This window comes from Camelimonas fluminis (genome assembly GCF_014656355.1).
Classification (GTDB): domain Bacteria; phylum Pseudomonadota; class Alphaproteobacteria; order Rhizobiales; family Beijerinckiaceae; genus Camelimonas; species Camelimonas fluminis.
Genome location: NZ_BNCG01000182.1, coordinates 1 through 527, shown reverse-complemented (window position 1 = coordinate 527; position 527 = coordinate 1). Strand labels below are relative to the sequence as shown.

Annotated in this window: 1 protein-coding gene; it reads left to right on the top strand. The window is 60.3% G+C overall.

The window, feature by feature from the left end:
- Nucleotides 1-106: 106 nt before the first annotated feature.
- A partial coding sequence (locus IE243_RS23050; protein ID WP_191321602.1) for a helix-turn-helix domain-containing protein occupies nt 107-527 on the top strand: 421 nt, incomplete at its 3' end.

The window sequence follows — 527 nt, the reverse complement described above, 5'->3', positions numbered from 1 at the left end:
TTTTCACCCAGAACTGAGCCGGTTTCTCGGGTAATTTCCACTGAGAATTGAGCCATGTGACCCTTCCCCCCTGCCGGATAGCGACGGGGGCAACGGAGTGATCCACATGGGACTTTTGAACATCATCCGCCGGATGCACTTGCGTCAGGAGCTGTCGATCCGCGAGATTTCGCGTCGCACGGGTTTGTCCCGGAGTACCGTGACCAGACATCTGGCCTCAGACACGATCGAGCCGAGGTTCGCCACACCGGACCGACCGAGCAAACTCGATCCCTTCGCCGGGAAGCTGGCTGACTGGCTGAAGAGCGAGGCCGGGAAGTCCCGCAAGCAACGGCGCACGCTGAAGCAGTTACATGCGGATCTTGTGGCGCTTGGCTTCAACGGCTCCTATGGCCGCGTAGCAGCCTTTGCGCGGCGATGGCGAGACGATCGCCAGCGCGAGCAGCAAACCGCGGGACGCGGAACCTTTGTTCCACTCTCATTCCGTCCGGGCGAAGCCTTTCAGTTCGACTGGAGTGAGGATTTTG